We start from the raw sequence: 26,296 nt of genomic DNA, 5'->3' as shown, positions 1-26,296 counted from the left end.
CCTCGGACCGGACAAGCGGCCGCACGGCAGACGACAGATCCTTTCCGGCTGCGGCAGACCTGATCCCGAGAACGCGGGAATGCGTTCCGGCACCGGCAGTCCCGGAGGGCCGGAGTTCGCGGCCGCAAGCGCGCCGAGCACCGTCGCAGGAAGCGACGCGCCGTCCGAACGAGGGTCCGGCGAGTTCGGCTGACCACGGCCGCGGGAGCGGGAGCCTCGCGTAATGTTGAATCGTCGTCGGTCGGTCCGGGATGACGTGCGGCCCGGGATCGGGAGGTGCCAGGTGCTGAGTGTGTTCTCCTCGCCGGGACATTATGTGCAGGGCCGGGATGCCACCGCCGCGCTCGGCGCCGAGATGACGCGGCTCGGGATCGGCGGTCCGGTGCTGATCGTGGCCGGGTCGAGCGCCTTCCGGCTGCTCGCCGACACCTGGGAACGCTCGCTGACCGACGCGAAGATCGCCTATTCCATCCATCTGTCCGGCGGGGAATGCAGCAGGGCCGAGATCGCGCGGATCGCCCACGCCGTCGAACAATCCGGCAGCACGGTGGTCCTCGGCGCGGGCGGCGGCAAGGTGCTCGACGCGGCCCGCGCGGTCGCCGACGATCTCGACCTGCCGATGATCAGCTGCCCCAGCACCGCCTCCAGCGACGCGCCGTGCAGCGCGCTGTCGGTGATCTACACCGATGCGGGCGAGTTCGAGGCCTATCAGCTGGTCCGGCGGAATCCGGCGCTGGTGCTGGTGGACACCTCGGTGGTCGCGCAGGCCCCGGCCCGGCTGCTGACCGCGGGGATGGGCGACGCCTTGGCCACCTGGTTCGAGGCGCGCACATGCAGCGCCGCCCAGGTGCGCAATATGCGCGGCGGGGCCTCCACGCGCAGCGCCACCGCCTTGGCCGAACTCTGCTACCGCACCCTGCTCGCCGACGGAACGCAGGCGCTGACCGCGGTCCGCGCGCGCAGCGTCACACCGGCGCTGGAGCGCGTCGTCGAGGCCAACACGCTGCTGTCCGGGCTCGGCTTCGAATCGTCGGGGCTGGCCGCGGCGCACGCCGTGCACAACGGCCTCACCGCCGCCGCGCAAACGCGCCCGTTCCTGCACGGCGAGAAGGTGGCCTTCGGCACCGTCACCCAGCTGGTGCTCGAGGGCGCGCCCGCGTCCGAGATCGGCACGGTGCTCGATTTCTGCGCCGAGGTGGGCTTGCCGACCACGCTCGCCGCACTCGGTCTGCCCGACGCCGACGACGAGACACTGTGGGCCGTCGCGAAGCGAGCGACCGCCGCGGGCGAGACCATCCACAACGAACCCTTCACGGTGGATGCCGCGATGGTGGCGGACGCCCTGCGCACCGCCGACGCGCTCGGCCGGTGACCAATCCCACACCGGTCGGCGTTTCCCCAGCGTTCGACACCGAAAACTCACCTTCCCGCAAGCGTGTCTTCATCAAACGTCGGGAAACCTGTCCGTAACCGACGCTATCGTTGCGACGGAGCCAAGCCAATGGCGGGCAAACCGCCAGGAGGAGTTCGGTCCGGTGTCCATCACCAGAGTCGCGGAGTATCCGCGTCCGGATCACGTGTTGTTCCACTTCAGCGACACACATCTCATCGCGGGCGACGACCCCTTGTACGGCGATGTCGACGCCGACCTGCGGTTACGGCAACTGCTCGAGCAGGCCGCGGCCAGCCGGATCCGACCGACCGCGATCGTGTTCACCGGCGACCTCACCGATCGGGGCGAGCCCGCCGCATACGCCAAGCTGAAGTCGATCGTCGAGCCGTTCGCTAGAAGTTTGCAATCGCCCATTGTGTGGGTGACCGGCAACCACGACGACCGCGCCGCCCTGCGCGCCCGCCTGCTCGGCGAGTACCCCACGACTTCCCCGCTGGATCGCGTGCACCTGATCGACGGGCTGCGGGTCATCGCCCTGGACACCTCGGTCCCCGGGCACCACCACGGCGAGATCTCCGACGGCCAGCTGGAGTGGCTGCGCTCGGTGCTGGCCGAGCCCGCTCCCTTCGGCACCATCCTGGCCATGCACCACCCGCCGGTGCCGTGCGTGGTCGACCTCGCCGTCACCGTGGAACTGCGCGATCAGCGCAGACTGGCCGACGTGCTGGACGGCAGCGACGTGCGCGCCATCCTCGCGGGGCACCTGCACTTCTCCACCAGCGCGACCTTCGCGGGCATCCCGGTCTCGGTGGCGTCGGCCACCTGCTACAGCCAGGATCTCGGTGTGGCGCAGGGCGGCCTGCGCGGCCGGGACGGCGCGCAGGCCTTCAACTACGTGCACATCTACCCGGACACCGTGGTGCATTCGGTGGTGCCCATCGAACGCGGCAGCACGGTCGGCGTTCCCGCGACGCCGGAGGAGGCGCAGCGGCGGCTGGCGGAGGAGGGCATCGTGATCCCGCCCGCCGGGCGCATCCCGCACGTCATGCGGCGCCCTGCGTCGACTCCGGAAGCGGATGACGAGGCGGTGTGCTGAACCGCTCCCACGGCGCGGGCTCCGGGTAGTACGCGGCGAGGAACTCCGAGACGATCCGCACCCGCTCCGACTCGGCGACCTCGGGGAAACTGCCGTCGTTGAGGCAGAAGAAGTCGACGTCGCGCCTGCGCGCCAGCCCGTCGAGCAAGGTCAGTCCGCTGTAGCTGGTGGTGTCGACGTAGCGCACCTTCGCCGCCTCCTGCGGCACCGCGCGTCCGGTCAGCATGGCGTAGTAGTGGTACAGCGAATTGGTGACCGAGATGTCGGTGGCCGCCCGGAACCGGCTCGCGCTGGTGCGTGCGAAGTCCCCGGCGAATTCCTCTTCCATCTCCAGCAGCACGCTGCGGCGCAACGGCACCGGCGTGTGCTCCAGGTGCCGGGTGATGACATGACCGAAGCGATCGGCCAGCAGAGCCCGGTTCACCCGCGCGGCGTTCTCGAAACCGCTGCGCCGCTCGTCGCTGTGCCCCGGACCGATTCTGAGGTCCGCTTCGATGAACCGGCTCACGCCGCCCGGCGTGAAGAACATCGACGGACGCACCGGCCGCGCGAAGAACATGTCGTCGTTGGAGTACAGGAAGTGCTCGCTGAGCCCGTCGATGTGCTGCAACTGGCATTCCACCGCGTGCGAGTTGAACACCGGCAAGCCGCTGACGTCGCGGAAGTGGTCCACCGCCCGCACCACGGTCACCTTCGGGTGCGCGGTCAGCCAGCGCGGCGGCGTTGAGTCGGTCGCGATGAAGATCCTGCGGATCCACGGCGCGTTCTTGTGCACCGACCGCAGTGCGTACTTCAGCTCGTCGATCTGCCTGATCCTGGCGTCCGCGTCGTCGCCCTCACCGACCACGACCTGGGCGAGCATCCCGGCTCGGCGGGCACGGAATTCCGGATCGGAGCCGTCCACCCAGGAGAACACCAGGTCGATGTCGAAACCGACGTCGTCGGTCTGCGGCGCGAACATGTCCACCAGGGTGGGCCAGGTCCGGTCGAACAGCCGCACCTGCGTGCGCTGGACGTCGGCGAGGTCGAAGACCGTCCGGGTCAGCGCGTTCGGGCGCGGGCAGGTCACCGTGTCACCGTGGTACTCCCACAGTTCCAGCTCGACGTGATGCGCCGGATCATGGTCGCGCCCGAGCCGGAAGACGTTGTGCTGCACCTCGACGCAGGTGAATCCGGCCGAGATCGCCGCGGCGGTCACCCGGCGCACCATCAGGCGGTGCGCCGCGTCCGCCGCGAGCACGAGCCGGTGCTCGCCGTCGCGTACGAGCAGAAACGGCACCTCGGCGGCCGCCAGCTCCGCGCGCAGATGCCCGAGATCCGCGATCGTCGCGGCCGACACGGCGAAGTTGCTCGCCATGAGCCGCGTCACCATTTCCACTGCCCCCGAATCCACTGCTCCCCTGTCCACCATGACTGTCTCCACATCCGTCGATCCACCGGTTTCGATACGTCCGGGGCACCGCGCCGAGCTGCGAGTCCGCCGATGCGAGACATCGGCGAGAGAAGACCGCGCCCGGCGCGGTGACATTCAGAAGTGGGGAAGGGAGCCGAAGCGGGCGCGCGAATTGATCACCTGGAATGCAGACGACTGGTAGACCATTTCGTTTTCACCTCACTCACGGCCGGACGCGCGAAGCGTCGTGGATGGAAGCGCTGCACTCGTGCGAGAACTCGAAGGGCACGGGTGGCAACCGCGCAGCCGGACGGTCATCGGCCGGCGAAAAAGTGGTCAGCCCAGAAAACACCGGGCACCCTTACGAATGATGCAACGCGCTGGGGATTCCGTCAATCGTTGCAGCTCGACCGCCCGTGTCCGGCCTCTGACGCCGGTGACGACCATCCACCGGAGCCGCAGCGCATCTTCGGCTATAGTTAGGGTAGCCTCACCACATTCACGCTGGAGAAAGGGTCGCGCCGGTGCGTGTCGTCATCCTGTTCGGAACCGAGATGGGTACCGCGGAGTCCGCGGCGGACAGCATCGCCGAGGAACTGCGCGGGGCGCACAAGGTCTCGGTGCACGATATGGCGGAGGTCGACATCGAGGATCTGGACGTCCGCGACTTTCACATCGTCGTGTGCTCGACCTACGGCGACGGCGACCTGCCGACCGGCGCCGAGCCCTTCGCCGACGCGCTCGACCGCCTCGCGCCGGAATTGAGCGGCCTGCGATTCGCCGTCTTCGGGCTCGGCGACACCGTCTACGGCGACACGTTCAACCGGGGCGGCGAGATCATCGCCGAGAAGCTCATCGCCCGCGGCGCCGTCCAACTCGGCGAACACGCGCGGCACGACGCCTCGACCGAGATCCGCGTCCGGGACATGGCTCGGCGATGGGCCACCGCGCTGGACATTCCCGCGCTGCTCTCGGCGTGACCGCGCCCCGCACGGACCACGGGTCTCCGAAGTGAGGTCCGGACAAAGCACCCAGCGCCAGCGCGCAAGGGGCACAGCGCCTTAGACTGCTATCAAGCGCGGCACAGCCCGCCGCGCTCGACGATCCATGAGGTGACGAAGATGGCAGCCGGAGCGAGCCCCGCCCAACGTCAGCACAACTCGACAGATCATCCCGAGCTGGACGTGCTCCCGGAATGGCCACTGGAAACGATCGGCGTGCTGGTGACGACCGATCCCGCGCCGCATGCGATTCCGGTGTCCTGGCCGGTGCGGGCCGGTGACCGGCGAATCCTGCTCAGCCTGAAGTACGATCGCGGCTCGCTGGCCCGGCTGCGCGACCATCCCGAGGTGGCGCTGCTGATCCTCGGCGGGGGCAACGTGGCGATGTGCGCCCGGGGCACCGCGCACGTGGTCGCCGAGCAGATGCCCGGCGCCGACGACTACGTCGCCGTCCGCATCGACGTCGACGTGATCGACGACCACCGCCAGTCGGCCTTCGCGGTCGTGCAAGGCATCCAGCGCACGGTGCTCGACGACGAGAGCGAACTGCGCGCGCTGAAGGACCGGGTCAGCACACTGCGATCCTGGGCCGACCACCAGAACTGAAGCAGCCCGACGTTTCCGGGAGCAGAGAGAAGGCGGCACCGGCCGTGCCGCGCGGAAGGGGATCATGAGCGTCACTCTGGCCAAAGGCGGCAACGTCTCGCTGTCGAAGCAGGCGGCGAATCTCACCAAGGTGTCGGTGGGGCTCGGCTGGGACGTACGCACCACCACCGGCGCCGACTACGACCTCGACGCCAGCGCGCTGGCCTGCGGACCGAACCTGAAAGTGCTGTCCGATCAGCATTTCATCTTCTACAACAACCTGCGTTCGCCCGATGGATCCATCGAGCACACCGGCGACAACCTCACCGGCGCGGGTGAAGGCGACGACGAGGTGATCAACGTCGACCTCACCGCCGCCCCGCCGGAGATCACCAACATCTTCTTCCCGGTGTCCATCCACGACGCCGACGCCCGCGGCCAGTCGTTCGGCCAGATCCGCAACGCCTTCATCCGCGTCGTCGACGCGGGCACGGGCGTCGAACTGGCTCGCTACGACCTCACCGAGGACGCGTCCACCGAGACGGCCATGATCTTCGGCGAGCTGTACCGCCACAACAACGAGTGGAAATTCCGCGCCATCGGACAGGGCTACGCCTCCGGCCTGGCGGGCATCGCCCGCGACTACGGCGTCAACGTCTGACCGAATTCTTTGACGCCGTTCGAGTCTTCCGGTCGATGCACACCATCGAATTCCGGAAGACCCGAGCGCCGTCGGTTCGGTACCGGCCGAGCTGAGCCCAACCGCTACCGCCTGTGCATGTGGTGGATCACGTCCGATCGAACCCCCCGCGACTACTCCGGCCGTAAAGACATCCCACTCGTCACGAGCGAAGACCAACGCCGGACCAGTGGTGTTCTTCGAGTCTCGGACGCCGACGACGCCGCTATCGAGGAACGCACCCTCGACGCACTCCACATCTCCGGCGCTGTTAGTACTCTCGAATCACTTCGCGGTAGATAGATCGACCTTCATGCTGGGCACTCGTTTCATGGGAGCCTTCGGCGCGCAGCGACCAGGCTGCGCGGGATCTGGCACCTGCCGTGTTCTCACTGTGGTGTCGGTATCAGTCGTCATCGATTTCCACCAGATCCCCTTGCCCCGGATCGTCGATAGGAGCACACTCGGCTATGGTCCGGTGGTGTTGTCGCCACTTCCCGGAGTCATCGCGTGGCCGGCGATCGGCTATGCCACGGTTCTGATCGCCGGAAGGCTGCTGCTGTTCAGGGACAGGATCGCCGACCAGTTCCTGAATCGGATATTCCTGTGGTGCCTGCTCAGCTTGCTGCTGTTCCGGTGCACGTGGACGCCCGGCATCACCAGTCTGGCGCAGCTGTTGGCCCTCGGCTGCCTGGTCATGATGTCCATGTACATTCTTGGCCTCGCTCAATTCTGGGACGCCGACAGCGATGTGGCGGCGATCTGGCGCCGCCAGCGCTGCTACTGCCAGGTCGCGGTTGTCGCGGCGGTCGCGATACTTGTTGCAGGGGCCCACGCTCGCGCCGCAGAGGGGTCGGTCGATTTCGGCCTGGGGCTCCAGGGGATGATCCTCGCGATCGCCTTCGGCGTCCCAATGGCGGTGTGCACGTCGACGCTGATGTATGCCGGTCTTCGAGAACTCCGGCGAAGTGAATCGGCGACGGAAAGGATCTTCTGCTTCGCCCAGATAGGCTGCTGCGCCTTCATCCTCACCAATCAGGCGGTCTCTACGACGCAGGCACTGACCGGATGGCCCGATCTCGGACCCCAACTGCCGCGCGTGGAGTTCATCACCGTCGTATGCTTCCTCATCAGCATAACGTTCGCCGCGGTACCGCTGGGTACCTGGTTGATCGAAAGCGGGGGTTTGGACCGGAGCGGACGATCCTGTCGTCGGCTGCAACCACTGTGGCGCGATCTAACCGCCGCGGTGCCGGAGATCGTGCTGTCACCGGACATCGACGCGCCTGCGCCGACCATTCCGGACACCCGCCTACTTCGGATGACCGTCGAGATCCGCGACGCCCTGTTGCATCTGAGGCCATATCTTCTAGAGGAACTCGACAGTTCGAGCACGGAAATTGACCAATCGCATTCGGGTGTAGCAGATTACGCACATCGCCTCGCCCACGCCGTGCAGGCCAGGAAAGCTGGTGGATCACCGACTGGTTCGGAGGCTATTCCGCAGCTATCCTCGGGCGCACAGGATTTCGACACCGACCTGCGGTTTCTGCTCGATCTGGCGCGCGTCTGGCCACGCGCTTGCGCCGCGATCGCCCGGGATGAGCCGAGCAAGTCGGCCGGTACCTGCGTCGAATACTCAGCTGTGAGCGGAAAACATTGGCCGCGATTTTCCCAGCCGGCGCCTTCCGCCGCGCGGATGGTTGCGCACAGGCGGGTGGCCTCGCGGAGGCATTCCGCGCGGCAGGTCGGTTCGGCCGGATTCGAACGTCTTCATCCGCGCGAGTCGGCCCAGCATGTGACGCCTGCCGATATCGCGCCTACGACCGAGAGAACTTGCCCTCGGCAACGCCAGCGGTGAATGCTTCCCATTCGGCCGGAAAGACAACCAGCGCGGGGGCTCTGGATGGTCGATCCCTCACGCCACGCGACACTTTCCGCTCTTCAGGACCGGCTGATCACCGACATCGTGTGCCCATGGAAATCCATGCGCACATCGGTCAACCGCAGCAGACTGGGTCGTCGCAGGGTTTCCCTACTTCACTGCCGTAGGCCATGAAGTCCTTGAGGCGCGCCAAGATCTTTTCGGCTGTTTTGGGCTCGAGCGGCGGTAGAGATCGAGTGCTCGGTCCACCCCAGGTGGCCGGGGGGTCATCGAGGTCGAAACGCGGTGCGCCGTCGATGAACAGTGTCCACAGCGGATGGTCGGGAAAACCGTTCATCCGCAAGACCCACCACTGGCCGTCGACGTGGGCGGCGACGGGAAACCGGCCGTTCCCGGTCGACTGCCATCGTGGTCGTGCTTTCAGCTCGGGGTACGGCATCGTCTCAGTGTCCCTGCTGATTTGTGTTCCTCCCAGAGGCATTCCTGCACGGCGGTCTCCGCAACCGACGCGGACAGGTCGACCGACCGTCCGACGGGTGCTAACCGCGAATTTGCCAGTGGGGCAATTGAGCCGACATGGCAAAAAGGCGCAGGTCATTGGGGGTGGGTCACAGTGTGGGGATTGGTTGTCTGAGTTGTGTGGCAGAGGCGCCCGGCCTACTCGTCTTCCTTCGGCCAGAAAGCGCGCCAGTCCTCGGCGGTGAGCGGGAGGCGTTCACCGCGTTCCTTTTCCGCCGCGTCCTCGGTCGCACGGATAGCGGCGGCGAACGTCAGCGTCGCTTTCCGGAGACGTTCTTCGGCGCTTTCCGGACCACCGAGACGCACCACCCCCAGCGCTTCGGGGACGAGATCGGGCGGGAGACCGGCCTTGGTGCTGCGGGAGACGACCTTCTCGGCGAGTGCCAGGGCGGGCTGGGCCATGGCGATGCCGTCCAGGCAGGAGCGGCGGGACTTCTCGGTGGATTTGCGCTCCTCCCAGGCGCGTTCCTGCGCGGCGATCTTCTCCGCTATCGAGGCGGACGGATCGATCGGGGCGTCGACGAGGTGCGGGCTGCGGTTGACCAGCTTGGCGACCAGGGCGGCGGCGACGTCGTCGACCGTGAACTCCCCCGCCGCCTCGGCGATCCGGGAATGGAACAGCACTTGCAACAGCAGGTCGCCGAGTTCTTCCTTGATCGTCTCGGCATCGCTGTGCTGGATGGCGTCGAGCAGCTCGTAGGTCTCCTCGAGCAGATAGGGACGCAGGGAATCGTGGGTCTGGGTGACCTCCCACCCACCGAAATGCCAGAGGCGGTCCATCACCTCGACAGCACCGGCCAGCCCCGCCGCGACCACCGCCGTGTCCGTGGGCGGCAGCGAGTCGCCGTTCGGCGCGCTACCGGACGACACGCCCGCGGCGGCACGATGCCGGGCGGCCCGAAGGACGGACTCGTCGCGACCCGTCGAACTCATCGCGGCGCCATCTCGGCGGCGACGGTGAGATCGACCGCCCCTTGCGCCTTTCCGTCCAATGCCAGCAGCAGATCGGCGACGAATTGCAGCAGCACCACATCTCGGACGCGCTCGGCCCCGACACTGTCCTCGACACGCGGCAACGGAAGCTGCACCACTCCGGACGCGGCGCGGTATCCCGCGCTCGGGTAGAGCCGCTTGAGCCGCATCTGCTTGGAATCGGGCAGATGCAGGGGCGAGATCTTCAACGTCGTCCCGGTGACCGCGATCTCGGTGACCTCGTACTCGCGGGCGAGCAGCCGCAACTTGGCCACCGACACCAGGCGCCCGACCTCCACCGGCAGCGGGCCGTAACGGTCGACGAGTTCTTCCACGACCAGCGCGAGCGCCGCATCCTCTTGCGCCGCGGCCAGTTTGCGATACGCCTCCAGGCGCAGCCGGTCGCTGGCGATGTAGTCGGGCGGGATGTGCGCGTCCACGGGCAGGTCGATGCGCACCTCCTTGACCTCCTCGGTGGTGATCGGCTTGCCGTCCGCGGCGGCGCGGTACGCCTCGACGGCCTCGCCGACCAGCCGCACGTAGAGATCGAAGCCGACGCCCGCGACGTGACCGGACTGCTCGGCGCCGAGCACGTTGCCCGCGCCGCGGATCTCCAGGTCCTTCATCGCGACCGCCATGCCCGCGCCGAGGTCGGAGTTCTGCGAGATGGTGGCCAGCCGGTCGTAGGCCGTCTCGGTGAGCGGCTTCTCCGGCGGGTACAGGAAGTAGGCGTAGCCGCGCTCCCGGCTGCGCCCCACCCGGCCGCGCAACTGGTGCAACTGCGAAAGGCCCAGCGCGTCGGCGCGTTCCACGATCAGCGTGTTGGCGTTGGAGATGTCCAGGCCGGTCTCGATGATCGTGGTGCACACCAGCACGTCGTATTCGCGCTGCCAGAAACCCTGCACGGTGGACTCCAGCGCGTCCTCGTTCATCTGGCCGTGCGCGACCACCACCCGCGCCTCCGGCACGAGATCGCGAATCCGCTTGGCGGCCTTGTCGATCGACGACACCCGGTTGTGCACGTAGAAGACCTGCCCGTCGCGCAGCAGTTCGCGGCGGATCGCGGCGGTGACCTGCTTGTCGTTATATCCGCCCACATAGGTGAGCACCGGGTGGCGTTCCTCCGGCGGGGTGAGGATGGTCGACATCTCGCGGATCCCGGCCAGGCTCATCTCGAGGGTGCGCGGGATCGGGGTCGCCGACATGGTGAGCACGTCGACGTGCGTGCGCAGCGCCTTGATGTGCTCCTTGTGCTCGACACCGAACCGCTGCTCCTCGTCGACCACGACGAGGCCGAGGTCCTTCCAGCGCACGCCGGTCTGTAGCAGCCGGTGGGTGCCCACCACGATATCGACGCTGCCGTCGGCCATTCCCTCCAGTACGGCACGGGCCTCGGCCGGATCGGTGAAGCGGGACAGGCCCTTCACGGTGATCGGGAAACCCGCGACACGCTCGGCGAACGTCTGTAGATGCTGTTGGGCGAGCAGCGTGGTCGGCACCAGCACGACGACTTGTTTGCCGTCCTGCACCGCCTTGAACGCCGCGCGCACCGCGATCTCGGTCTTGCCGTAGCCGACGTCGCCGCAGACCACGCGGTCCATCGGGACCGGCTTCTCCATATCCGCCTTCACCTCGGCGATGGCGGTCATCTGGTCGACGGTCTCGGTGAACGCGAACGCGTCCTCCATCTCCTTCTGCCACGGCGTGTCGGCCCCGAAGGCGTGGCCCGGCGCGGCCTGACGGGCCGCGTACAGCTGCACGAGCTCGCCCGCGATCTCACGAACGGCCTTGCGCGCCTTGCGTTTCGTGTTGGCCCAGTCCGAGCCGCCGAGCTTGGACAGGCTGGGCATCTCGCCGCCGACGTAGCGGGAGAGCTGGTCGAGCGACTCCATCGGCACGAACAGCCGGTCGCCGGGCTGGCCGCGCTTGCCCGGCGCGTACTCGATCACCAGGTACTCGCGGCGGGCGCCGCCGACGGTGCGTTCGATCATCTCGACGAACTTGCCGATGCCGTGCTGGTCGTGCACCACCATGTCACCGGCGCTCAACGCGAGCGGGTCGACCTGGTTGCGCCGTTTCGCGGGCATCCGCTTGCCCTCGGTCGGCGCGGTGACCCGGTTGCCGGTCAGGTCGGACTCGGCGACCACTACCAAACGGGCGTCTTCGAACACCAGGCCGTCGTGCAGGGAGCCGCACAGCACGCCCACCACGCCCTCGTTCGGCTCGCCGCCCGTCTCCAGCTCCGCGGCTGGCACGTCGGCGTCCGCCAACCGTTCCATGATGCGCTGCGCGGTGCCGTGACCTGCGACGACCACCACTGCCCTGCCGCCGGTGGTCACGTGGGCGCGCAACGAGGCGAACATGGTCGCCACCAGTTCGTCGGACCCGCGCGCGGCGGGGCCGGGCAGCACCCCCAGGACGACCTCGGACGAATCGCCGGAGGCGAGCGGGCTCAGCGTCCACCAGGGCAGGCCCTGCCGGTCGGCGCTGGCGCGGACGTCGGACAGCGGCTGGTAGGCCGACGCGGCAAGGTCGAGCCCGTGGCCGCCGAGCGGCGCGGCGCCACCGAACGAGGCAGCCGTCCAGGACGCCTCCAGGAATTCCTCACCGGTGCGCACCAGGTCGGCGGCGCGGGTGCGGATCTTCTCCGGATCGCACAGCAGCACGTGGGTGTCTTCCGGCAGCACCTCGGTGAGCAACCGCAGCTGCCCCGGCCGCAGCACCGGCAGCAGCGCCTCCATGCCCTCTACCGGGATGCCCTGGGCCAGTTTCTCGAGCATCTCCACCAGCGCCGCGTCGGCGGAGTTGGCGGCGGCCACCTCGGCGGCCCGCTCGCGCACCTCGGTGGTGAGCAGCAGCTCCCGGCACGGCGGCGCGACCACGACGTCCACCGCGACGTCCGGCAGCGAACGCTGGTCGGCGACGGCGAACGGCCGCAGTTCGGTGATCTCGTCGCCCCAGAACTCGACACGCACCGGATGGTCGGCGGTGGGCGGGAAGACATCGAGGATGCCGCCGCGCACCGCGAACTCGCCGCGCTTGCCCACCATGTCGACCCGGGTGTAGGCGAATTCCACCAGCCGCAAGAGCAATTCGTCGAAGTCCAACTCGACCCCCACGCGCAGCACGATCGGCTCGATGTCGCCGAGACCGCCCGCCATCGGCTGCATCAGCGATCGCACCGTCGTCACCACCACGCGCAGTGGCGCGGGGAAATGCGGGTCGTCGGGGTGCGCGATCCGGCGCAGCACCTCCAGCCTGCGCCCCACCGTGTCCGCGCCCGGTGAGAGCCGCTCGTGCGGCAACGTCTCCCAGGACGGGAACTGCGCGACCGCGGGACCGAGCATCTCCGCCAGCTCGACGGTCAGGTCGTCGGCCTCCCGCCCCGTGGCCGTGACCACCACCAGCGGCCGCTCGGCGGCCACCCGCGCCGCGACGAACGGCCGCACCGCCGACGGCGCGACCAACGCCACCGACGTGGTCCCGATCAGCTCCGCGACGGTCCGTAGCGAGGTATCGGCACCGGCCGCAGCGGCCAGTCCCGCCAACGGTGGGCGGTGGGTGGACATCGACAACTCCTGAGCGCAGGCGACACGGTTCGAGCGGCCAACCGAGTCTAGTTAAGCGGGTGTCCCGTAATTGCAGCGCCTGCGGCGACGCGCGCTCCCGGGCCTGTCATCGATGTGCGCCGCAGCGACCGCCTCAGGACGGCGCCGCGGCGAACACGGCGATCACCTGGTCGCCCACCGGCGAGCCGGTCAGAGCCCCGGTGATCGAGCCGCGCCGCGGCACACCTGACTGTGAACGCCGTCCGCGAAGACCATCCGCACCTCGACCCCGGACCCACACGCCGCCCGAACCTCCTCTACCCGCCCCACTCACGTTCCCGGCGCACCCCCCACGCCAGAGCACGAACGAAGCATGCGGCCCGCCCTGCATACGTGCGACGAGGCAGCCATCGAAGAATCACACCCACCGGCCCACCGAACTCCCCCACCCGAACCGCGTGCGCTTCATCCCACGCTCGAGAACTCACGCGCCCAGCTGACCTCGACTCCCGGTTCCGAGCGAAGCGAGACCCAGCATCCGCCGTTCGCGGCCCGGCTCGCGTCCGAGTGGCCGCCGCGTCCGCGACGAAGTCGCCAGCGGTGGTCGCTCGGACGCGAGCCATAAGAGGGCCGCGAACACGCCGCGCCGCAGGCGCGGCCAAAATTACGGCACGTAGCGGCGCAGGCGCCTAGCGGCGAACTCGCGGAAGTAGGACAACTTCTCCGGCGGCACGAGGGCCGGGAGCAGGAAGTACCACGCGCGCTCCATCCGGACCGCCATCTGGTCGATGGATTCGGTGCCGACGGCGATGATGTGCACGCCCGCGGCCATCTCCTGCCAGAGCAGGCCGATGACCTCCGCGTCCAGGTCGGCGATCAGGTCGCCCTGGGCGATGGCTCGCTCGGCGAGCAGCCGGTAGGTGTCGCCCCAGTTCTTGGCGATGTTGTCGCCTTGGGCGCCGCGGTAGTCGCCGATCTGGTGGGTCAGCTTCAGCATGGCGCCGACCATCGGGTCGTTCATCGATAGATCGGCGACGACGTAGGTGATGCCGATGCACGCTTCCAGCGCGGGCACCCGGGGATCGAAGAAGCCCTGACACGAGCTGGTCAGTCGCTCGTTGCCCTGGTCGACCACGGCGCGCGCCAGCTCTTCCTTCGAGCCGAAGTGAAAATACAAGGCGCCCTTGGTCACATTGGACTGCGCGATGATCTCGCTCAGGCTCGCATTCGCGTATCCCAAGCGCAGAAAGACATCGGCCGCGCCTGCCAGGACGGAGTCGCGGGTGATCTCCGCGCGCGCTTGCCTAGCCATCAGATCCGCCTGTCATCCCAAAACCAGCCATCCTGAAGTAGACCGACATCCCGAAGTTGACCGACTTACCGCCCGAACAGCACCCAAAGGATGGGTGAACCGTACCACCAGGCGCGCGCCCGGCAGCCAATTCGAGCATTCGGCAAGACCCGTCGCGCAATTTGCTGGTTAACAATCCGGGTCACTCACCTGCGCTCGCGCGCCACTCCGAACTCAGTTGCGGCTCGGCCTCCAGATGGCTCAGCCCGTTCCAGCACAGGTTCACCAAGTGTGCCGCCACAACCTCTTTCGAGGGTTGGCGCTCGTCGAGCCACCAGGTCGCGGCGGTGGCGACCTGGCCGACGAGCGCCTGCGCGTAGAGGGTGGACAGACTGGTGTCGAACCCGCGCCGCGCGAAATCTCCGGCCAGGATGTGCGCCACCTGATTGGTCGCCTCGTTGAGCAAACTGGAGTACCTGCCCTCCGCCGCCGCGGCGGGCTGATCGCGCACCAGAATTCGAAACCCGTCGGTTCGTTCTTCGATGTAGGTCAGCAGTGCCAGCGCGACCTGTTCGAGCCGGATACGCGATCGGTTCTGCGTGAGCGAGGAGGTGATCATGTCGAGCAGCATCGACATCTCGCGGTCGACGACGACCGCGTACAACCCCTCCTTGCCGCCGAAGTGTTCGTACACCACGGGTTTGGAGACCTGGGCGCGTTGCGCGATCTCCTCGATGGAGGTCGCGTCGTAACCGCGTTCGGCGAACAGCGCGCGCCCGATCTCGATGAGCTGCTGACGCCGCTGCGTACCGGTCATCCGCGGCCGGGACACTCGATGCGACTCACCCGAAGACACCCCTGCTCCTCCGCCCTCTCCGCGTTGTTGCCGGTCGTGAGTGCCTCGGCGGTTCCCTCCGACCGACGGTCGCATGCCGGGCGGGTCGCGGGGCGAGCCCGGCGAGTTGCCCTCGTGCGTGTCGAGTCGGCCGTCGCACCGGGGCTCCGACGCACGACACCGACATTCGGATACCACTGTCCCAGACCCGCCGGGGATCCACCCGCCCGGCCCACCGGTCCGCCGCCGGCGTGTCTCCGGCCGTCCCGGCTCCGCCCTGGTACGGCCGGAATACGCGCACAGGCGGGCCGAACAATTCGCGGGGAGGCGGCCGAGTATGCGAGGATTCATCCCGTGCCGTGGCACAGCGGCGGGGTGTTCGCCAACCGCCGGTGTGGCAATCCGCCGTGGTGTAATGGCAGCACATCTGATTTTGGTTCAGAGAGTTCAGGTTCGAGTCCTGGCGGCGGAGCTCGAGAGCACGATGCCCTATCGTTGGCCCGCAGATCGCTGACCAAGCACGACGATGCCCCGCACGAGGACAGGCAGCCGAGGGAGATCCATGCCACAGCAGACCGCCGTCGTCGTTCTCGCAGCCGGTGCCGGGACGCGAATGCGGTCGAAGACCCCCAAGGTCCTGCATTCGCTGGCCGGTCGGAGCATGCTCGCGCACGCGCTGCATGCGGCGAACGAGATCGACCCCGCGTACCTCATCACCGTGGTGGGGCACGACCGCGAGCAGGTCGGCGCGGCGGTGACCGCGGTCGCCGACGAGCTGGGCCGGGAGATCACCCCGGCGATCCAGGAACAGCAGCTCGGCACCGGGCACGCCGTACAGTGCGCGCTGGCCGCCCTGCCGGTCGGATTCACCGGTGACGTACTGGTCACCTCCGCGGACGTGCCGCTGCTGGACGGGCACACCCTGGCCGCACTGCTCGACGAGCACCGCAGCTACGCCGAACGCCCCGCGGTCACCGTGCTGACCTTCGTACCGCCGGACCCGAACGGCTACGGCCGCATCGTGCGCGACGCCGAGGGCCAGCTGGCCGAGATCGTCGAGCACGCCGACGCCACCCCCGAGCAGGCCGCGATCACCGAGGTGAACTCCGGTGTGTACGCGTTCGACGCGGCGGTGCTGCGCACCATGATCAGCCGGCTGTCCACCGCCAACGCCCAGCACGAGCTGTACCTCACCGACGTGCTGCGCCTGGCCCGCGAGGCGGGTCACCCGGTGCACGGCGCACGCCTGGTCGACGCGGCCAAAGTCACCGGCGTCAACGACCGGGTGCAACTGGCCTCGGCGGCGCACACACTCAACCGCTACATCCTGGAACGCCACATGCGCGCGGGCGTCACGATCATGGATCCCGCCTCGACCTGGGTCGACGCCGGGGTGCGCATCGGAAGGGACGCCGTGCTACGCCCCGGCGTGCAACTTATCGGCAACACCGTCGTGGGCGAGGACGCCGAGATCGGGCCGGACAGCACGCTCACCGATGTCGTCGTGGGCGACGGCGCCCGGGTGATCCGCACCCACGGCGAGGGCGCCACCATCGGCCCGAAGGCGACCATCGGTCCGTTCAGTTACCTGCGGCCCGGCACCGTCGTGGGCGAAGTGGGCAAGCTCGGCGCGTTCGTCGAGACCAAGAACGCCTCGATCGGCGCGCATTCGAAGGTCCCGCACCTGACCTACGTCGGCGACGCCACCATCGGGGAGCACAGCAACATCGGTGCGTCCAGTGTCTTCGTCAACTACGACGGGGTGACCAAGCACCACACCGTGGTCGGCTCGCACGTGCGCACCGGCAGCGACACCATGTTCGTCGCGCCGGTGACGGTGGGTGACGGAGCCTATACGGCGGCGGGTACTGTACTGCGCAGAAACGTTCCGCCCGGAGCTCTCGCGGTCTCCGGCGGACCGCAGAAGAACATCGAGGGCTGGGTGCAGCGACACCGTCCTGGGACGGACGCGGCCCGTGCGGCGGCGGAAGCCGTCGCGGCCAAGGAGATGTCGGGTCAGGCAATAGAGCAAAAGGATGGCAATCAGCAGTGACCGCGTCATGGATCGACAACCAGAAGAACCTGATGCTCTTCTCGGGACGCGCTCATCCTGAGCTGGCCGAGCAGGTCGCCAAGGAACTCGACGTCCACGTCACGCCGCAGATCGCGCGGGACTTCGCCAACGGCGAGATCTTCGTCCGGTTCGAGGAGTCGGTCCGCGGATCCGACGCCTTCGTCCTGCAGAGCTTTCCCGCGCCGCTGAACCAGTGGCTGATGGAGCAGCTCATCATGATCGACGCGCTCAAGCGTGGTTCGGCCAAGCGGATCACCGCGGTGCTGCCGTTCTACCCCTACGCCCGCCAAGACAAGAAGCACCGCGGCCGCGAGCCCATCTCGGCCCGTCTGGTCGCGGATCTGCTGAAGACCGCGGGCGCGGACCGGATCATCACCGTCGACCTGCACACCGACCAGATCCAGGGCTTCTTCGACGGTCCGGTCGATCACATGCACGCCCAGCTGCAGCTGGCGGAGTACATCCGCAACAACTACAGCCTCGAGCACATCACCGTCGTCTCCCCCGACTCCGGCCGCGTGCGCGTCGCCGAGAAGTGGGCCGACTCGCTGGGCGGCTCGCCGCTGGCCTTCATCCACAAGACCCGCGACCCGCTGGTGCCCAACCAGGTGAAGTCCAACCGCGTGGTCGGTGAGGTCGAGGGCCGCACCTGCATCCTGATCGACGACATGATCGACACCGGCGGCACCATCGCGGGCGCGGTCAAGGTGCTGAAGGAGGCCGGCGCCGGTGACGTGGTCATCGCCGCGACCCACGGCGTGCTGAGCTCGCCCGCCGCCGAGCGCCTCGCCTCCTGCGGCGCCAAGGAGGTCGTGGTGACCAACACCCTGCCCCTGGCGGAGGAGAAGAAGTTCCCGCAGCTGACCGTCCTCTCCATCGCGCCGCTGCTGGCCCGCACCATCCGCGAGGTCTTCGAAAACGGTTCGGTCACCGGCCTTTTCAACGGCAACGCCTAAGCCTCACACCGCGGAAACGGCGGCTCGGACTCCGGTCCGGGCCGCCGTTTTCGCGTTCGCGTTAGCCGCGGCGATCGGTGGGGATACTGAGGGTATGGACCGTGACCCGCTGGAGACCGAGATGGGGGATGACGACCAGGAGGACGAGATCCGCGAGTATCAGCGCAATATCGAGGATCCGCCCGACGACCTGCGCATCCGCTACCACGAGGACGAGGACGACGGCAGGCTCGGCATCGGTGACGAGCTGGATCAGGAGTGGACGCCGCACGACGGCCGCACCGAGGACGACGAGGCGGACGACCGGTCCGCCGAGGTGGCCGCGATCGAGATCGTCGACGACGAGGACCTCTGAGCCGAATACCGCCCCGACGCGCCGCGCTGTAGCAATCGGCTATGACGATGCGTGCAGCGTGGTAGGCATAGGTTGCGTGACCGGGACGACACGAGGAGGGTGCGATGAGCACGCCGAAGGATCCGGACCACACCGGCGACGAGCGGCGGGAGCCGGAGGCACCGTCGTTGTCGAAACAGACCGGTGACACCTCCGGTGACGAGCCTGCTCAGCCACTGACCGGCGCCGCCCCGGCCCAGACCGGCGCACCACCCACCGAGCACGATCCGGCCGCCGCGCGGCCACCGGAAAGCGAGCAGGGCCCGGCGGACCAATGGTGGCAGTCGGGCGGCACACCGCCCGCGGGCCCGCTGGGCGGTCAGTGGGGCGCGGAACCCAGCGGTCAACCGGCCGAACCTCAGCCGTGGGGCGCCGACGGGCCGGGCGGCCAGCAGTCCTGGGGCGCCGAACCCGCCGCGCCGGGGTCCCCGCTGTCGGGTTCCGCTCCACAGCCTCCGACCGACGAGGAGACGCGCCGGTTCACGCCGGACGACCACGCTCGATACGGATCGGGCGGACAACTGCCCTACCCGCCGTACGGACAGCCCGCTGACGCCGGGCAACCGTATCCGCCGACCGGGCAACCTCAGTACCCGGCGGGCGGAGGGTACGAACAACCGCCGGCCGGTCCGCAGTACGGCTACCCGTCCTACCCGCAGGAGGGGTACGAGCCGTATGCCACCCCGCCGAGGCAGCCGGGTAGCCAGGTGTACTCGATCATCGGGTTCGTCTGCGCGGTGACCGCGGTGCTGTTCTGCCCGATCTTGTTCGGTCCGGCCGGGATAGTCCTGGGGATCGTCGGGCACAACAAGGGCGAATCGCTCGGCAAATGGGCAGCGATCGCGGCGGCCGTCGGGATGCTCATCGGCTTCATCGTGGGATTCGCCGTGTTCGGCGGAGACTTCACGACGTAGATTTCCGGTATGCGTTCCTTCGGTGACACCAGCGCGGCGAGTGTGCGCGCATGACCGGATTCACAGGCTTCCCGCTGGCCGGGCTGGACTTCTACGAAGACTTGGAGGCCGACAACTCCAAGGCTTTCTGGACCGCGCACAAGAGTATCTACGACGAATCGGTACTCACGCCGATGAAGGCGCTCGCAGCCGAGCTGGAGCCGGATTTCGGCGCGGCGAAGATCTTCCGGCCCTATCGGGATGTGCGATTCGCCAAGGACAAGACGCCGTACAAGACCGCGCAGGGCGCGGTGGTGCGCGCCGCGCCTGGCGTCGGCTGGTACGTCCAGATCAACGCCGCGGGCCTGTTCGTCGGCGGCGGCTTCTATCAGGGCTCGCCCGATCAGCTCGCGCAACTGCGCGCCACCATCGACGACGAGGTGCGCGGCGGCGAACTGGCGGCGATCCTCGCGAAACTCGCCGACGCCGGCTTCACCATCGGCGGCGAGAAGCTGAAGACCAAACCCAAGGGCTACGACGCCGACCATCCGCGCATCGACCTGCTGCGGCACAAATCCATCACGTGCGGCAGGGAATTCGGCGCACCCGGGTGGCTGGACACGCCGCGGACGGCGAAGGAGGTCCGCGCCGCGTGGGAGACGATGCGGCCGCTGGTCGAGTGGCTCGCGGCGGTGGCCGGCGGCGTGCCCTCCCGGTGACCGCCGCCGACCGGAGCCGAGCCCCGGTCAGCGCCGTCCGGCGAGGACCAGCGCGAAGCGATCGTCCGGATCGGTCCACACGTGCCCGGTGGCGAAGCCCGCGGCGGCGAGCTCGGCGTCGAGCCCCTCGACCCGGAACTTCGCGGAGATCTCGGTGCGCATCTGTTCGCCGCGGCCGAAACGCACGGTGAGACCGAGGTCGGCGACCGTGACGGTCATGTCCTCGCTCGCCTCCAGTCGCATCTCGATCCACTCCCGCGCCGCGTCCCATACCGCGATGTGCCGAAACTTCTCCGGCGCGAAGTCGGCGCGCAGGCGAGCGTTCAACACGTGCAGCACATTCCGGTTGAACTCGGCGGTGACGCCCGCCGCGTCGTCGTAGGCGGGCACGAGCACCGCCGGGTCGGTGACCAGCCCGGCGCCGAGCAGCAGTTGCTCGCCCGGCTCGAGCACGGCGTGGATCCTGGCGAGGAATTCGGCCCTCTCCTCGGGGACGAGGTTGCCGATGGTGCCGCCGAGGAAGGCGATCATCCGGCGACCGCCGCGCGGGAGGTTGTCCAGGGTGTCGGTGAAATCGCTGACGACACCGTGCACGCCGAGACCAGGGAACTCGGCCGCGACCTCGTCGGCCGCCGCTCGCAGCGCCGCGGACGAAACGTCCTGCGGTACATACGTCTTCAAGGGACCGCGCGCGCTGAGGGCGGTGAGCAGCAGGCGGGTCTTGGCCGCCGATCCGGCACCCAGTTCGACCAGCACCTCGGCCTGGGCGGCGTCGGCGATCTCGTCGACCACCCGCTCGAGCAGCGCGCGCTCTGTGCGCGTCGGGTAGTACTCGGGCAGCTCGGTGATCCGCTCGAAGAGTTCGCTGCCCTTGGCGTCGTAGAACCATTTGGGCGGCAGCCATTTCGGGGTCGCGGTCAGGCCCTGTGAGGCGTCCGAGCGGAGCGCCGTGTTCAGGTCGTCTTCGGTGAGGTGGATGTCCAGCGTGACTGCGGTCATGGCGGGCCTTTCGGGTCAGAGGAGGGCGTCGACGGACAGCGCGCCGGGCCTGGCGCTCACCAGGCTGCGGTCCGGGATCGACCGCCAGCGGGGGTCGTCGTCGAAGGGTTCGGAGGACACGAGCGCGAAATCGTCGGTGACCAGCACCGACAACGAATGGTGGCAGGTGGTCGCCCACAGTTTCGCGCCGTCGGAGAGCAGGAGATTCAGGCGTGCTTCCGGCGCCCGGTCGAGGATCGCGGACACCAGCAGCCGCAGTGCCGCCGGAGCAGCGGACCATTCGCCGTCTGGTGCGCCGGTCGCCAGCAGATCGCACAGCAGTACCCACAGCGTGGCCGCGTCGGTGGCGGATTCCGCCTCCAGCAAACGCGCAGGGGTGAACAGATCCTCGGCGCCGAGTTCGGCGGCGATGAGCGCGAACTCCTCGGCCACGCCGGTCAGCGTGCGCCGCCAGTCCGGCACCACGCCGTTGTGACTGAACGCCCAGCGGTCACGGGTGAACGGCGCGCACGCGGACCGCTCGACCGGCATGCCGACCGTCGCCGACCGCACCGCCGCGAGCACGGCGGCGGACTCCAGCTGCGGAAGCACCTCGTCCACGGCCGGGTCGGTCCAGATCGGGGCCGCGTTGCGATAACGGCTGGCGGTGACCGTGTCGTCCGCTCCGACGCGCCACCAGGCGACGCCGAACCCGTCGGCGTTGATGGTGCCGCCGTGGCGCATGTCGCGCGGCGCCCACGCCTGCGTGCGCAACGAATGGGAGCCGAGGGTCACCATGTCGCCTACCCGCACCGGCGGGCCGATGTAACCCAGGTGTCTACACATCGGCACCCGCCGACGCCACCTTCGACCTGCACGGACCGCTCACCGCGTGACCACGGCCCGGCCACCGGCCGGAATGACGGGCGTCGCTCACTCGCCTTCTCCCGGACCCAGATCCCGCGCCAGGCGGAACCCGGCGAAGATCTGGCGACGGATGGGATGGTCCCAGTTGCGGAAGGTGCCGCGACAGGCCACCGGATCGGTGCCGAAGGAACCGCCGCGCAGCACACGGTAATCGCCGCCGAAGAACACCTCGGAGTACTCCCGGTACGGGAATACGCGGAAACCCGGGTACGGCTCGAAACCCGAAGCGGTCCATTCCCACACGTCACCGATCAGCTGGTGCACGCCCGCGGGAGACGCGCCGGACGGATACGCGCCGACCTCGGCGGGTTCCAGATGCCGCTGCCCCAGGTTCGCGGTGGTCGCGTCGGGATCGGCGTCGCCCCACGGGAATCGGCGCGACGCGCCGGTGGCCGGATCGAACCTGGCCGCCTTCTCCCATTCCGCTTCGGTGGGCAGGCGCTTACCCGCCCAGTTCGCGTAGGCCTCGGCCTCGAACCAGCACACGTGCACGACCGGCTGCCGCGGCCGCAGCGGGGTCATCACCCCGAATACCCGCCGCCACCAGCGCCCGGACGGATCGCGCTCCCAGAACTGCGGCGCGACGAGGCCCGCCTCGGTGCGATGCGCCCAGCCGCGCTCGGACCAGAGCTCGGGCCGCTCGTAGCCGCCGTCGTCGACGAAAGCCAGATATTGCTCGTTGGTCACCGGCGCGGCATCGATCGCGAAGCCGGGCACCCGGACCGGATGTGCGGGGCGCTCGTTGTCCAGCGCCCACACGTCGGTCGAGGTGCCCATGGTGAATTCGCCCGCGGGGATCACGACTTCTCCGGTGGCCGGCGTCGCGGCGGTGGGTGCGGCCGCCGCGGCGAGCACGGGCGCGCCCGCGCGCAACTGATGGGTGGCCAGCATGGTCTCGTCGTGCTGCTGCTCGTGCTGGGCGATCATGCCGAACGCGAACCCGTCATCGATCAGTTGCCGGCCTCGTAGGTCGCTGCGCTCCAGCACATCCCACACCTTGTCGCGAACGGCGCCGACGTAGTCGCGGGCCTGGCCGGGATCGAGCAACGGTAGTTCGGGCCGGTTCGCGCGGGCGTGTTTGAAGGCGTCGTAGAGCTCGTCGATGTCGGCGCGCACCGCGTCGCGTCCGCCGACGTCGCGCACGAGCCAGAGTTCTTCCTGATTGCCGATGTGCGCGAGGTCCCAGACGAGTGGGCTCATCAGTCGCGAATGCTGGGCTACCAGTTCGGCTTCGTCGAGGCAGTCGGTGAGGGTGAGGGTTCGTTGCCGGGCGCGCGTGAGCACCTCGGCGATCCGGTCGCGCAGCTGTTCGGTACCGGAGTGGTCGGTGAAGGCGGAATGGGAAGTGGTCACGGGAAACGTCTCCGGGATTCGTGCTGATCGGCGTCTGCGCTGCTGGGCGACTCGGTGCGGTCGACCGGGTCGCTGTCGGGGAAATGCGGTCGGCTGCTGGTCACAGGGCTGTCTCCGTGGGCTCCGGGCTGTGCTCCGTGTCGCCCTCGGTCGGGGTGCGTCCGTGGCGACATCGTTTCGCGGCGGATTCCACGGCGCGGGCCGCGTCGTCGGTCGCGGTGTGCTCGGCCGCCAGGCGTAGCAGGGCGACCGCACCGGCCCTGATGTCGGGATCGGCCAATCCGTAGCGGGCGGCATCGACCCAGCGGCCGGCCAGCGGCGCGGCGATCGAGCTCGCCTCCGCGACCACCGCCGGGCTGGACATGAGCGCGTCGATCACGTGCACCGGCACGGTCCACGCGTCGCCGGGCTGGGCGTCGATGTAGCGGACCTCCAGGTGGCCCGAGGCGCGCACCGGCGGGAACAGCGTGGTCAGGTGGTAGTCGAGGTCGCCGATGCCGGGGCGGCGGCCGACCTCGTCGTCCAGTGCGCCGGACAGCCAGTCGGCGAAGGTCGCACCGGGCGGTGCGGACCATTCCGCGCAGTCGCCGTCACCGCCCTCGGCGCCGTCCGGTCGGCGCACGCACAGCAGCGGCACGTCCAGCGCCCATCTGCCGTACGCGGCGATCGGGTCCGCCCAGTCCAGCACCGGCGGGCGGGTGCGCGTGTTGTCCAGCCGCAACCAGGCCCGCATGCGCTGAGAGGCCCATGCTCCCGGCGGCGCGCCACGCAGGCCGGGTGAACAGGCGAAGGCGGCCAGCAGCGCCGGGCCGACGGCGTAGAGGGCGCTCCAGCGCGCGGTGACGTCCGCGCGGTCGGCCCCTGCGTCGACGCTGACCTGGGTGGCCGCGGTATTGCACATCATCAGTTTGCCGAACGGCCCGATGCCGCCGAAGGAGCGCTCCATCGCGCGATAGCGCGGCAGCTGAAGCAACCGCTTGGGGCGGCGGTCCGCGTCGGCGGCGACGGAAACGGTGCGGATGGACCGGGATTCGAGAAGTTCCCGCAACAGGCGGGCATCATCGCGCAGCCGATCACACAACTGCGCGGCGGCTCCGTACGGAGCGCTGGAGAGTTCGATCTGACCGCCGGGTTCCAGAGTGACCCGGCTGCCCCCCGGCAAGGCGAGCGCCGGCGAATCGGGGGCGATGGACCGTGGTGCGTACGGTCCGAGTGCGTCCGCCATGGCGGACAGCTGGGGGCGCGGAGCGGCCGAAGGACCCGACGCCGAACACTCACCCTGCACCGTGAGCCATTCGAGTTCGGCGCCGATCAGCGCCGGTGGCCCGAGCTTGAAACACACCCCCCCGATATATGCTTCCGCCGCCGCGCGGGAGGACAGTTCTCCCTGCTCGGTGGCACACCCGGCCGACTCAGGACTCTCGAGCGTGACCGCCATGCCAACCTCCAGTGGGCTCCGGGACGTAGTCCGCTGCTCTTCGGTTATCGCCATTCTGGGCGGTGGTATTCCACTCCCCGGCCGAAATTCGCGTGCGGCGATCCATCCAGCGTAGCGACGCAGGCCGACAAGAAACCGACATGAAGCCGAACAATTCACCCGATAAGGTCGGCTCCATGCTGGATGACGATCGCGTACGAGCCGACACTCCCGGATGCGCGCCGGGGCCCGGACCGGGACCCGTTTTCCTAGATAGCGCCGGCTCGTCGCTGCCCCCTCGGGTCGTCACCGACACCGTGATCGCGCATCTGCGCAGGGAGGCGGAGATCGGCGGCTATCGCGCCGCGAACGAGCGGCTCGACGATCTGGCCGACGTCAAGGCCGCGATCGGCGCGCTGATCAACGCCGCACCCGAGAGCATCGCGCTCAGCGACAGCGCCACGCGCTCGTGGGCGGACTTCTTCTACTCGGTACCGCTCGCCGCGGGCGATCGCATCCTGGTCTCCGAGGCGGACTACGCCAGCAACGCCATCGCCGCTCTGCAGCGGGCCCGCGCCACCGGCGCAACGGTGGAGAAGATTCCCAGCGACGGGACCGGGCAGATCGACTTGGACGCGCTGTCGGCGCTGGTCGACGAACGGGTCAAGCTGGTGTCGGTGCTGCACGCGCCGACCAACGGCGGGCTGGTGAACCCGGCGGCCGAGGCGACCCGGATCGCGCACTCGGTCGGCGCGCTGGTGCTGCTGGACGCCTGTCAGTCCGCCGGTCAGCTGCCCTTGGACGTGGCCGAACTCGGCGTCGACGCCTTGTCGGCCACCGGCCGCAAGTGGCTGCGCGGCCCGCGTGGCACCGGTTTCCTCTACCTGCGGCCGGAGTTGGCGCGCTCGATGGAACCCGCCCGGCTCGACCTGCACGGCGCGCAATGGACCGGACCGCACGACTACCGGCTCGCGCCCGATGCCAGCCGCTTCGAGTTCTGGGAATGCGACGTCGCGGGCAGGCTCGGCCTGGGCGCCGCCGTGCGATACCTGCTCGAACTGGGCCAGGAAGACGTCTACGCCGCGATCGCGGCCCGCGCCGAGCACCTGCGCAAGGCGCTGCCGGAGATTCCGGGGGTGACCGTGCGCGACATCGGTCTGCGGCACAGCGGCATCGTGTCGTTCACCGTGGACGGCGTCGACTCCGTCGAGGTGCGCGACCGGCTGCTGGCGCAGGACATCACGGTCACGGTCAGCCACGCCGGTTCGACCCTGCTGGATATGACCGGCCGTGGCCTCGCCTCCGTCGTGCGCGCCTCGCCGCACTGCTTCGTCGGCTTCGACGAACTCGATCGCTTCGTCGCCGCGGTGGCGGAACTGCGCGCTTGA

General features: G+C 68.9%; 22 protein-coding genes, 1 tRNA gene and 1 pseudogene. 13 read left to right on the top strand and 11 right to left on the bottom strand.

Annotated elements, in window-relative coordinates; genetic code table 11:
* The first annotated feature begins 283 nt into the window (after nucleotides 1-283).
* Both ACZ6DL_RS29295 and ACZ6DL_RS29290 read left to right on the top strand, forming a co-directional pair.
* Entirely contained in the window at nucleotides 284-1,372 is a 1,089-nt protein-coding gene (locus tag ACZ6DL_RS29295; RefSeq protein ID WP_466055907.1) for a glycerol dehydrogenase, read from the top strand.
* A gap of 163 nt (nucleotides 1,373-1,535) precedes the next feature.
* Entirely contained in the window at nucleotides 1,536-2,489 is a 954-nt protein-coding gene (locus ACZ6DL_RS29290) for a phosphodiesterase (protein ID WP_466055905.1), read from the top strand.
* On the opposite strand, the gene ACZ6DL_RS29285 is transcribed toward ACZ6DL_RS29290, so the two are convergent.
* Complete coding sequence (locus ACZ6DL_RS29285; protein WP_466055903.1) at nucleotides 2,437-3,900, bottom strand: stealth family protein; 1,464 nt, start codon at nucleotides 3,898-3,900, stop codon at nucleotides 2,437-2,439. The two genes, ACZ6DL_RS29290 and ACZ6DL_RS29285, sit on opposite strands and share 53 nt — an antisense overlap.
* A 506-nt stretch (nucleotides 3,901-4,406) precedes the next feature.
* Between ACZ6DL_RS29285 and ACZ6DL_RS29280 the strand changes: the two genes are divergently transcribed.
* The 3 genes from ACZ6DL_RS29280 (at nucleotide 4,407) to ACZ6DL_RS29270 (ending at nucleotide 6,129) form a co-directional block, all read left to right on the top strand.
* On the top strand, nucleotides 4,407-4,862 hold the full coding sequence (locus ACZ6DL_RS29280) for a flavodoxin domain-containing protein (RefSeq protein ID WP_466055901.1): 456 nt from the start codon (nucleotides 4,407-4,409) through the stop codon (nucleotides 4,860-4,862).
* A gap of 141 nt (nucleotides 4,863-5,003) precedes the next feature.
* A complete protein-coding gene (locus ACZ6DL_RS29275; RefSeq protein WP_466056079.1) occupies nucleotides 5,004-5,489 on the top strand; it encodes a hypothetical protein in 486 nt (161 codons plus the stop codon).
* A 64-nt stretch (nucleotides 5,490-5,553) separates the two neighbouring features.
* Nucleotides 5,554-6,129 carry a TerD family protein gene (locus tag ACZ6DL_RS29270; protein ID WP_040869776.1) on the top strand — a complete coding sequence of 192 codons (576 nt, stop codon included), beginning with the start codon at nucleotides 5,554-5,556 and terminating at the stop codon, nucleotides 6,127-6,129.
* A gap of 165 nt (nucleotides 6,130-6,294) precedes the next feature.
* On the opposite strand, the pseudogene ACZ6DL_RS29265 reads toward ACZ6DL_RS29270, so the two are convergent.
* Nucleotides 6,295-6,414: pseudogene (locus ACZ6DL_RS29265) on the bottom strand (DUF397 domain-containing protein); the annotation flags it as partial.
* A gap of 46 nt (nucleotides 6,415-6,460) precedes the next feature.
* Here ACZ6DL_RS29265 and ACZ6DL_RS29260 point away from each other — a divergent pair.
* Complete coding sequence (locus tag ACZ6DL_RS29260) at nucleotides 6,461-8,008, top strand: MAB_1171c family putative transporter (protein WP_466055899.1); 1,548 nt, start codon at nucleotides 6,461-6,463, stop codon at nucleotides 8,006-8,008.
* Nucleotides 8,009-8,147: 139 nt separating this feature from the next.
* Here ACZ6DL_RS29260 and ACZ6DL_RS29255 read toward each other — a convergent pair whose 3' ends face one another.
* The 5 genes from ACZ6DL_RS29255 to ACZ6DL_RS29235 all read right to left on the bottom strand — a co-directional run bounded on the left by ACZ6DL_RS29255 (nucleotide 8,148) and on the right by ACZ6DL_RS29235 (nucleotide 15,179).
* Nucleotides 8,148-8,471: a hypothetical protein gene (locus ACZ6DL_RS29255; RefSeq protein WP_466055897.1), complete on the bottom strand. Its 324-nt coding sequence runs from the start codon at nucleotides 8,469-8,471 to the stop codon at nucleotides 8,148-8,150.
* A 218-nt stretch (nucleotides 8,472-8,689) separates the two neighbouring features.
* Nucleotides 8,690-9,331, bottom strand: a complete 642-nt coding sequence (locus ACZ6DL_RS29250; protein ID WP_466056077.1) for a nucleoside triphosphate pyrophosphohydrolase — start codon at nucleotides 9,329-9,331, stop codon at nucleotides 8,690-8,692.
* Between the two features lie 149 nt (nucleotides 9,332-9,480).
* Nucleotides 9,481-13,092, bottom strand: coding sequence for a transcription-repair coupling factor (mfd, locus tag ACZ6DL_RS29245; protein WP_466055895.1), 3,612 nt, complete (start codon nucleotides 13,090-13,092; stop codon nucleotides 9,481-9,483).
* A 643-nt stretch (nucleotides 13,093-13,735) separates the two neighbouring features.
* Entirely contained in the window at nucleotides 13,736-14,383 is a 648-nt protein-coding gene (locus ACZ6DL_RS29240; protein ID WP_063052570.1) for a TetR/AcrR family transcriptional regulator, read from the bottom strand.
* 181 nt (nucleotides 14,384-14,564) lie between these two features.
* Nucleotides 14,565-15,179, bottom strand: coding sequence for a TetR/AcrR family transcriptional regulator (locus ACZ6DL_RS29235; protein WP_040869782.1), 615 nt, complete (start codon nucleotides 15,177-15,179; stop codon nucleotides 14,565-14,567).
* Nucleotides 15,180-15,598: 419 nt separating this feature from the next.
* Here ACZ6DL_RS29235 and ACZ6DL_RS29230 point away from each other — a divergent pair.
* The 6 genes from ACZ6DL_RS29230 to ACZ6DL_RS29205 all read left to right on the top strand — a co-directional run bounded on the left by ACZ6DL_RS29230 (nucleotide 15,599) and on the right by ACZ6DL_RS29205 (nucleotide 20,233).
* A tRNA-Gln gene (locus ACZ6DL_RS29230) sits at nucleotides 15,599-15,669 on the top strand.
* A gap of 90 nt (nucleotides 15,670-15,759) precedes the next feature.
* On the top strand, nucleotides 15,760-17,250 hold the full coding sequence (glmU, locus tag ACZ6DL_RS29225; protein WP_357121944.1) for a bifunctional UDP-N-acetylglucosamine diphosphorylase/glucosamine-1-phosphate N-acetyltransferase GlmU: 1,491 nt from the start codon (nucleotides 15,760-15,762) through the stop codon (nucleotides 17,248-17,250).
* Complete coding sequence (locus ACZ6DL_RS29220) at nucleotides 17,247-18,227, top strand: ribose-phosphate diphosphokinase (RefSeq protein WP_466055892.1); 981 nt, start codon at nucleotides 17,247-17,249, stop codon at nucleotides 18,225-18,227. Before glmU ends, ACZ6DL_RS29220 begins: the two co-directional genes overlap by 4 nt.
* A gap of 94 nt (nucleotides 18,228-18,321) precedes the next feature.
* Nucleotides 18,322-18,582 carry a hypothetical protein gene (locus tag ACZ6DL_RS29215; protein WP_357035844.1) on the top strand — a complete coding sequence of 87 codons (261 nt, stop codon included), beginning with the start codon at nucleotides 18,322-18,324 and terminating at the stop codon, nucleotides 18,580-18,582.
* Between the two features lie 104 nt (nucleotides 18,583-18,686).
* Nucleotides 18,687-19,535, top strand: coding sequence for a hypothetical protein (locus ACZ6DL_RS29210; protein WP_466055890.1), 849 nt, complete (start codon nucleotides 18,687-18,689; stop codon nucleotides 19,533-19,535).
* Nucleotides 19,536-19,585: 50 nt separating this feature from the next.
* A complete protein-coding gene (locus tag ACZ6DL_RS29205) occupies nucleotides 19,586-20,233 on the top strand; it encodes a DUF2461 domain-containing protein (RefSeq protein ID WP_466055888.1) in 648 nt (215 codons plus the stop codon).
* A 27-nt stretch (nucleotides 20,234-20,260) separates the two neighbouring features.
* Here ACZ6DL_RS29205 and egtD read toward each other — a convergent pair whose 3' ends face one another.
* From egtD to egtA, 4 genes are all read right to left on the bottom strand, one after another.
* Nucleotides 20,261-21,232 (bottom strand): L-histidine N(alpha)-methyltransferase, encoded by a 972-nt coding sequence (gene egtD, locus ACZ6DL_RS29200; protein WP_466055886.1) that lies wholly within the window; start codon nucleotides 21,230-21,232, stop codon nucleotides 20,261-20,263.
* Nucleotides 21,233-21,247: 15 nt separating this feature from the next.
* On the bottom strand, nucleotides 21,248-22,057 hold the full coding sequence (gene egtC / locus ACZ6DL_RS29195; protein WP_466055884.1) for an ergothioneine biosynthesis protein EgtC: 810 nt from the start codon (nucleotides 22,055-22,057) through the stop codon (nucleotides 21,248-21,250).
* Between the two features lie 87 nt (nucleotides 22,058-22,144).
* Nucleotides 22,145-23,491, bottom strand: a complete 1,347-nt coding sequence (egtB, locus tag ACZ6DL_RS29190) for an ergothioneine biosynthesis protein EgtB (RefSeq protein ID WP_466055882.1) — start codon at nucleotides 23,489-23,491, stop codon at nucleotides 22,145-22,147.
* A gap of 100 nt (nucleotides 23,492-23,591) precedes the next feature.
* Complete coding sequence (egtA, locus tag ACZ6DL_RS29185; protein WP_466055880.1) at nucleotides 23,592-24,929, bottom strand: ergothioneine biosynthesis glutamate--cysteine ligase EgtA; 1,338 nt, start codon at nucleotides 24,927-24,929, stop codon at nucleotides 23,592-23,594.
* Between the two features lie 176 nt (nucleotides 24,930-25,105).
* Here egtA and ACZ6DL_RS29180 point away from each other — a divergent pair, with 176 nt between their 5' ends.
* Nucleotides 25,106-26,296 (top strand): aminotransferase class V-fold PLP-dependent enzyme, encoded by a 1,191-nt coding sequence (locus ACZ6DL_RS29180; RefSeq protein WP_466055878.1) that lies wholly within the window; start codon nucleotides 25,106-25,108, stop codon nucleotides 26,294-26,296.

This window comes from Nocardia sp. NPDC041819 (genome assembly GCF_055590505.1).
Note: the sequence above shows the minus strand (reverse complement) of the source record. Positions and strands in the feature narration are given on the sequence as shown.